Below are 6,532 nucleotides of genomic sequence, written 5' to 3'. Positions count from 1 at the left end.
CTATAAATTAGTTTTTTAAAACTATACAAGCTATTGGCGATCGCAAAAGTGAGTAAAGTTAATTTTAAAAATATACGAACAACTACTATGGGCTATTACGGCGTATATTCAATACCATTGAAGTAGTGAGTTTGTTATTACACACATGTGGTATTACCAAAATATAGCTAGTAAATTATTATACAAATTATGTCTTACTGAGCTTTATGACGCATTGCAGCCAGTATAGATGAGAAATTCTATCATCATGGTGAGAAAAGGCTGATTTCAAGCAACTGATTCGCTTTATTCTCAACAACCAGTTTGAAAAGTTTTAGGCGAATAGAATTTGCTACTACACAAACGAACGCAAGTGCGTCTCTAAGAGTTGTCCACCTGCGTGGACTAAGAGAAAATCAATGTTTTTAACCCACGGAGGTGGGTTTTGCCTGTGTAGCCGCGGCTTCCAGTCACCCGGTGAATAAATTAGACTTTTCAAACAACCTCTTAGACCGCGCAAAAATAACTTACCTAATTTATTTGTGAGCAACCTTAATTCTCAAAATTTGCAGTTTTTAAATTGGATAACTTTTTCGTGCATATCTTCAAAAAGTGCGAATTTCAGCTTTAACCATACTACGAGCCAGAATATATGTTTATTCAAACACTCATCACAGAGCCGATTCATTTTTTCAGAATCGTTGCAATTGTCATATTCTCCATTACTTTGCATGAACTTGCTCACGGCTGGGCTGCGATGAGTCAGGGAGATAACACTCCCCAACAAACTGGTCATCTGACGCTCAATCCTGTAGTTCACATGGGTAAAGAATCAATCATCTTTCTCTGCCTCATGGGTATAGCTTGGGGACAAATGCCCGTCAACCCCTCTAAGTTTCGCTCTGGTAAGCTAGGCAATATTTTGGTATCCGCAGCAGGCCCATTGTCGAATCTGGCATTAGGTTTTGTATTTACTTTGTTGCTCAAACTTTTTAATCTTTCAGGACTGTTGAGCGTTGAATTTCTTTACCTAGCGGCTCGGATCAATTTGACCTTATTTCTGTTTAACCTGCTGCCAATTCCACCACTGGATGGCTTTCATGTTTTCAGTGAGATTTTTCCTCAGCTAAAGTCACTGCAATATACTCAATACGGACTCTTTGCTATGATGCTTTTGTTCATAATCCCAGGTTTTGGGAGAGGAATTGGTGGCATTGCTGATTTATTTATCCGGTCAGCATTGAGCATGTAGACAGCAATTTTTTAGGCATCCTGAATCATCCATGAAAGACAAGAACCTCGGCTTCTTTGAGAAGTCGGGGTTCTACTGCTTGCATATACCAATCTTATTTGATTTATATGTGCAATCTAATTGTCTATACCAACAGAAATAAGTTTGCTGTAATATTCAGTCTTGACATAGATGCTGAGAATAGTATTACCAAGTGCAAAAAAAGTTCCTTCTTGCTCATTTTTAGAAAATTGCAAATTTGGATATTTAGCAGCAGCTTCTTCAGCAGTCATGGGTTTTGCTTTTATTTGATCTGGTAATAGCCCAGTACAACCAATGTAAAATACCAAAGGAGAAATCTTATCTTGGTAGATATTTTCTACATATTTATCTAGCTTGGTATGCGCTGCGCTCAAAGTTGCAACCATTTCTTGTTTGCTGATTTGCTTACCAGTTTGTCTATCCTGAAATAACTGCGCCAAAATATCAGCACCAACTTTCTTCAGAATATCTACAACTACGCCATTTTGCTCAAGCCCAAGAAAATCATCGAAAATTGGTTTCATAAACTCGTCAACTTTCGTAATCTTGGTACGTGATGACAGCAACCTGTGCCTAACAGCGAGATTTTCATTAAATACCATCTCAAAATTCGGCTTCATGATAATTTCTCCAGTTTCTTTATCATAAAGACGATACATTCTATTCAGAAACTTATTAGCCGAAGGGAACTTACTCAAGTTCAGAATATCTTGACTGCCGATATCGATTTTATAGCTCAATCGAGAATCAAGAGTACCATTAACTAAAGCTTCGTGGATATTGTTGTATTCATTAGTTGTAGGGAAATTGATGTAAGTATTCTTGGACAGATAGTACTTTTTAAACTCATCTAACTGTGGCGCTATAAATATCTCTGACTCTTTTTTCAAGTAAGCAGAAATAATACTAGTAAGTACTTTAATTTCTGCAAGTTGATTGAATAGTCCATCAATACTACTGTAACGACGAGCAGAAGCAAAAAGGGGCAAGTTATCTAGCTGGATGGTATATTCAGCATGAAAGTCAAAATTTTCTGCATCTAACACACCCTTTTCTTTGAGCCAATCAAAAGCTTTTTTACTACTAATTTTGACTTGTAAAGACTTTATATTGATTTTACCGTCGCTTACAATCGTGTAGTTATTAAAGCTATTGAGGTCATTTACTAGCAAACCTGCTACCTCAAGAGTAGGGGTTTTATCTTCAGATTTGGTAAGTTTGACTTTACGCTTGATAAGCATATTGATAGTAGCGGTATTGCGGTTAAATTGAAACTCGCCCATACCAGTATACTCAGCATTATCTATATATTCTGTTTGCAACCAAGGTTGTAAGAGTTCCCCTTTTCCGTCTCTTACACCTCTAACCCGCTTGATACCTGTTCTTTGATAATTTTCTTGCAGGTGCTTGATATTAATGATGATATTGTTGCGATATTCTGCAAAGAATTTGATGAGTTCTGGCAGAGAAATTTGATTATTTTTCATATTGTCACCTTTCATCTAAAGGTCAATAAGTCAATACGTTTGGGTTAGCGCCAACAACCTTAAACTGCGTAGGTTGGGTTGAGGAACGAAACCCAATATTTTCAGGGCTTTGTTGGGTTGCGCTTTGCTTCACCCAACCTACAAATCTTTTTAACCGAGCAGTACTAACTACTATGGGGATTCAGTTATGACAAACTTTGGAGATTTCCTGTCAGATTTAGCGTTACATACTCACCGGATATTTATGCTTTTATAGTACAATTGTATCACAAGAATGTCAATTTGTGTAGGCGAGTCGATAGTAGATATCGCCCTAGGATAAGGTGTTATGGGGTTAATGCCAGAATAGATGCCTTTAGGCTCCGGGTTTGAAGTAATCAAAAAGGCGATCGCGTGAATCTGCGCTGCAAAGATATGGACAAAAAGACTTTTCAAACATCCTCAAGTGAAATTTATAAAATCTCTTAATTTTAAACACGATATCTTCATAACTAGCGGCAAAAATTCATAATTTTTGCTGAGGCGATCGCTAATTTGATTCCATCAAAATAGTAACAGTTAGTGGAAATTTTAATTAGATTTCCATAAATCACAATTAAAATTTCGTTTTACTGTTTGAGGATAGAATCATGAAAAATAAAGTATTATTTGGTGCCATATTCATGGCAACTTGGGTAGGCACATTGATTCCCAGTGCTTTTGCTGCTTTACCCTGTTCTGTAGGACAAAAGGCTGAAGTTTTTTGGAAGGAAACATGGTATCCAGCAACGGTACTTAAGGTTAATGATGATAATTGCTATATTACTTATGAAGGTTATGATAGTTCCTGGAATGAATGGGTTGGTGCTGAACGCTTCCGGGCATCATTTGAAGTTGGAGATGCAGTGAGAATTTTGTGGAAGCGGAAATGGTATAAAGGGCAGGTTTTAGAAGTTAATAACGATCTTTATAAAATTACTTATGATGGCTATGATAGCTCTTGGGATGAGTGGGTTGAACCTTCCAGAGTAAGCAGATAGAGTATATTTCACTATTTATAAGTTTAAAGGGACGATTTCACTTGTTGGAGTCGTCCCTTTAATTTAAAAGGGCTGTTAAACTGAAAACCATAAGTAAAATCTCGTGTATTTTGGCAAACTTATGGAGCCAGTATCGCTGACAGCAGCTGCGATCGCAACCTTGGTCATCACCAAAGCCTTTGAAAAAACTGGGGAAGTCCTGGGTGAAAAGGTTTTAGAAGAAGGCGGTAAATTATTTTTACTGCTGAAACGTAAAGCACCTAATACGGCGAATGCTATAGAACTGGCTCAAACACAACCGCTAGATTATGGTCAAGCTTCTTTGGTTGAGCAGGTAGAAGAAGCGGCAAAAAAAGACCCTGAAATTGCTCAAGCTGTTGAGGTGGTGGCGGATACTGTTAAATCTCAACCTTCTATTATCCAGAATTTTACAAATACAGTTGATAAAAATTATGGCGGGAATGTCGGGAATGTTGCTAATGACAACCGCAATCAAACCTTTAATTTCTGACTACAGCCGCCCGAAGGGGAACGGGTAAAGTTAAATCCCACGACTGGAACACCGCAAAATTTGCCCCTGAGTGGGGTGGTGGAATTTGTCGGACGTGAGGAAGAATTGCAAAAACTCCACCAACTTTTGCAGGATAATAAACAAGTTGCGATCGCAGCAATAGCAGGGATGGGTGGAGTTGGTAAAACAGAACTTGCCCTACAATATTCAATCCAGCACCGCGAAACATACAACGGTGGGCTTTGCTGGTTGCTGGCAAAAACTGGAGATGTGGGCATTCAAGTTGTGCAGTTTGCCAGAACGCAGCTTGATTTAAAGCCGCCAGAAGATTTTGATTTACTCGCCCAAGTGCAATATTGTTGGCGGCGTTGGCGTGAAGGTGATGTGCTGCTAGTGCTGGATGATGTCAGCGATTACGAGCAAGTCAAGCCTTACTTACAGTCGCTACCTTCTCGGTTTAAAGTGTTGATGACTACGCGCCAGAAGTTGGGACGCATCGCACAGTTATCTTTGGATGTGCTGCAACCAGAGGCGGCGCTGGAGTTATTTAAGTCTTTACTCAAAGAAACACCGGGGCGAATTGAAAAAGAATTAGCTTTAGCAAATCAGTTGTGTGAATGGCTGGGATATTTACCTTTGGGTATGGAATTAGTGGGGCGCTATTTGGCGCGGAAACAAGATTTATCTCTAGCAGAAATGTTGCGGCGGTTGGAGAATAAGCGATTAGATGAACGTTCTCTTTCTAAATCTAAGTCGGAAGCTGACATGACAGCACAACGAGGTGTGTTAGCCGCCTTTGAGTTGAGTTGGCAAGAATTAGAGGACGACGATAAGCAATTGGGTTGTTTATTGAGTTTATTTGCCGTCGCACCTATACCTTGGAAGTTGGTAGAACAGTGTTTACCAAAGGAAGATGTAGAAGATTTAGAGGAAATTAGAGATGAGAGCTTGCTGAATCTGCATTTACTCCAGCGCAAAGGTGAGGGAATCTATCAACTACATCCACTGCTGCGAGAGTTTTTCCAATACAAGTGTACAGGTTTAGAACAGGCAGAGGAATTAAAGCATTCCATTTGCCGGGTAATAGTAGCGGTTGCCCAAGATATTCCTGGCTCGTCCACCCTTGAGCAAATCACTGCCGTTTCTCCCACCATTCCTCATATAGCTGAAGTAGCGAATCATCTCATTCAATACGTCAGCGATGATGATTTATTTTGGCCTTTCATCGGCAACGCTAGATTTTATAATGGTCAAGGTTTATATAACCAAGCTTTACCTTGGTATGAACAGTGTTTAGAAGTCACTAAAAAGCGCTTGGGTGAAGAACATCCATCTGTCGCCGCTAGCCTCAACAACCTAGCGGGACTCTACCGTTCCCAAGGCAGATACAGCGAAGCCGAACCCCTTTACATCCAAGCTTTGGCACTCACGTGCAAGCTGCTGGGTAAAGAACATCCAGATGTCGCCGCTAGCCTCAACAACCTAGCGGGACTCTACCGTTCCCAAGGCAGATACAGCGAAGCCGAACCCCTTTACATCCAAGCTTTGGCACTCTGGCGCAAGCTGCTGGGTAAAGAACATCCAGATGTCGCCTCTAGCCTCAACAACCTAGCGGGACTCTACCGTTCCCAAGGCAGATACAGCGAAGCCGAACCCCTTTACATCCAAGCTTTGGCACTCTGGCGCAAGCTGCTGGGTAAAGAACATCCAGATGTCGCCTCTAGCCTCAACAACCTAGCGGGACTCTACCGTTCCCAAGGCAGATACAGCGAAGCCGAACCCCTTTACATCCAAGCTTTGGCACTCTGGCGCAAGCTGCTGGGTAAAGAACATCCAGATGTCGCCTCTAGCCTCAACAACCTAGCGGGACTCTACCGTTCCCAAGGCAGATACAGCGAAGCCGAACCCCTTTACATCCAAGCTTTGGCACTCAGGCGCAAGTTGCTGGGTGAAGAACATCCAGATGTCGCAACTAGTCTCAACAACCTAGCGGGACTCTACGACTCCCAAGGCAGATACAGCGAAGCCGAACCCCTTTACATCCAAGCTTTAGCACTCAGGCGCAAGCTGCTCGGAGAAGAACATCCAGATGTCGCACAAAGTCTCAACAACCTAGCGACACTCTACGACTCCCAAGGCAGATACAGCGAAGCCGAACCCCTTTACATTCAAGCTTTAGCACTCTGGCGCAAGCTGCTGGGTAAAGAACATCCATCTGTCGCCACTAGCCTCAACAACCTAGCTCTACTCTACAACTCCCAAG

5 protein-coding genes are annotated in these 6,532 nt (G+C 41.3%); 4 read left to right on the top strand and 1 reads right to left on the bottom strand.

The window, feature by feature from the left end; genetic code table 11:
* The first annotated feature begins 631 nt into the window (after positions 1–631).
* Positions 632–1,231: a site-2 protease family protein gene (locus tag GNF10_RS34040; protein WP_185582179.1), complete on the top strand. Its 600-nt coding sequence runs from the start codon at positions 632–634 to the stop codon at positions 1,229–1,231.
* Positions 1,232–1,347: 116 nt separating this feature from the next.
* Here GNF10_RS34040 and GNF10_RS34035 read toward each other — a convergent pair whose 3' ends face one another.
* Positions 1,348–2,739, bottom strand: a complete 1,392-nt coding sequence (locus tag GNF10_RS34035) for a hypothetical protein (protein WP_185582178.1) — start codon at positions 2,737–2,739, stop codon at positions 1,348–1,350.
* Between the two features lie 629 nt (positions 2,740–3,368).
* On the opposite strand from GNF10_RS34035, the gene GNF10_RS34030 reads away from it, so the two are divergent.
* The 3 genes from GNF10_RS34030 to fxsT all read left to right on the top strand — a co-directional run.
* Positions 3,369–3,758 (top strand): agenet domain-containing protein, encoded by a 390-nt coding sequence (locus tag GNF10_RS34030; RefSeq protein WP_185582177.1) that lies wholly within the window; start codon positions 3,369–3,371, stop codon positions 3,756–3,758.
* A gap of 121 nt (positions 3,759–3,879) precedes the next feature.
* Positions 3,880–4,269 (top strand): hypothetical protein, encoded by a 390-nt coding sequence (locus tag GNF10_RS34025; protein WP_185582176.1) that lies wholly within the window; start codon positions 3,880–3,882, stop codon positions 4,267–4,269.
* A 60-nt stretch (positions 4,270–4,329) separates the two neighbouring features.
* On the top strand, positions 4,330–6,532 hold a 2,203-nt coding region (fxsT, locus tag GNF10_RS34020; protein ID WP_221644696.1), incomplete at its 3' end, for an FxSxx-COOH system tetratricopeptide repeat protein.

Origin of the sequence: Nostoc sp. UCD121, assembly GCF_014222285.1 — a bacterium.
Taxonomy (GTDB): domain Bacteria; phylum Cyanobacteriota; class Cyanobacteriia; order Cyanobacteriales; family Nostocaceae; genus Nostoc.
The sequence above is the reverse complement of the archived record's forward strand: the minus strand, read 5'-3'. Positions and strand labels throughout refer to the sequence as shown.

Bases quoted from the DNA above. Each gene is read 5' to 3' on its own strand.
- GNF10_RS34040 (WP_185582179.1), top strand. From the start codon at position 632: ATGTTTATTCAAACACTCATCACAGAGCCGATTCATTTTTTCAGAATC.
- GNF10_RS34030 (WP_185582177.1), top strand. From the start codon at position 3,369: ATGAAAAATAAAGTATTATTTGGTGCCATATTCATGGCAACTTGGGTA.
- GNF10_RS34035 (WP_185582178.1), bottom strand. From the start codon at position 2,739: ATGAAAAATAATCAAATTTCTCTGCCAGAACTCATCAAATTCTTTGCA.
- GNF10_RS34025 (WP_185582176.1), top strand. From the start codon at position 3,880: ATGGAGCCAGTATCGCTGACAGCAGCTGCGATCGCAACCTTGGTCATC.